The organism is Nonomuraea sp. 10N515B, from assembly GCF_052245915.1.
In the GTDB taxonomy this organism is placed as follows: domain Bacteria; phylum Actinomycetota; class Actinomycetes; order Streptosporangiales; family Streptosporangiaceae; genus Nonomuraea.
In genome coordinates this window covers 1-1273 of sequence record NZ_JBQQBQ010000204.1, presented here as the reverse complement: position 1 = coordinate 1273, position 1273 = coordinate 1, and the positions used below count along the sequence as shown (strand labels likewise).

The window sequence follows — 1273 nt, the reverse complement described above, 5'->3', positions numbered from 1 at the left end:
GGCGGCCCGGTCTCCGCCGCGCTGATCGACGAACTCGTCCGCGAAGGCGCCCGCCGGATGCTCGCCGAAGCGCTCAAGGCCGAGGTCGACGCCTACATCGCCGCGTTCGCCGACGAGCGTGACGAGGCCGGTCGCCGCCTGGTCGTGCGCAACGGTCACCACGCCCCGCGCGAGATTCTCACTGCGGCGGGCGCGATCGAGGTCCGCGCGCCGCGGGTCAACGACAAGCGCGTCGATGAGGTCACCGGCGAGCGGAAACGCTTCTCCTCCGCCATCCTGCCGCCGTGGTGCCGTAAGACCCCCAAGGTGACCGAGGTGCTGCCACTGCTGTATCTGCACGGGCTGTCCTCGGGAGACTTCGTGCCCGCGCTGGGGCAGTTCCTCGGCTCGGCGGCCGGCCTGTCGGCGCCGGTGATCACGAAGCTGACCGAGCAGTGGAAGGCGGAGCAGCGTGCCTTCGCCGGCCGTGATCTGTCGGGCGTCGACTACGTCTACCTGTGGGCCGACGGCATTCACGTCAACGTCCGCCTGGAGGAGCAGCGGTTGTGCCTGCTGGTGATGATCGGGGTGCGTGCCGATGGGCGTAAGGAGCTGATCGCGCTGGCCGACGGCTACCGCGAGTCCACCGAGTCGTGGGCCGATCTGTTGCGTGACTGTGCGCGGCGGGGGATGCGGGCGCCGGTGCTGGCCGTCGGTGATGGTGCGCTCGGATTCTGGGGCGCGCTGGGTGAGGTGTTTCCCCAGGCCAGAGCGCAGAGGTGCTGGTTTCACAAGATCGCCAACGTGCTGGGGGCGCTACCGAAGTCAGCGCATCCGGCCGCCAAGAAGGCGCTGGCGGAGATCTGGAACGCCGAGGACAAGGACCACGCCCTGAAGGCGGTGAAGGCCTTCCAATCGGCCTACAGCGCCAAGTATGGCAAGGCCGTGGCCAAGGTCACCGACGACCTGGACGAACTTCTCGCGTTCTACGAGTTCCCGGCCGAGCACTGGATCCACCTGCGCACGACCAACCCCATCGAGTCGACGTTCGCCACCGTCCGGCACCGCACCAAGGTCACCAAGGGCCCGGGCTCGCGGGCGGCCGGACTCGCGATGGCGTTCAAGCTGATCGAGTCGGCCCAGTCTCGCTGGCGCGCGGTCAACGCTCCGCATCTCGTCGCGCTGGTCCGCGCTGGGGCGACGTTCGTCAACGGCAAACTCGTCGAACGCCCTGAGGGGCAGCCTTCATCGGCAGCCGCTTAAGAACTTGATCCACAGGTCTTGACGATTGCTC

Annotated in this window: 1 protein-coding gene; it reads left to right on the top strand. The window is 68.3% G+C overall.

Translation table 11 applies throughout. The features are described from left to right. Positions 1–21: 21 nt before the first annotated feature. On the top strand, positions 22–1242 hold the full coding sequence (locus tag ACTWQA_RS59050) for an IS256 family transposase (RefSeq protein ID WP_443167508.1): 1221 nt from the start codon (positions 22–24) through the stop codon (positions 1240–1242). Positions 1243–1273: the final 31 nt, after the last annotated feature.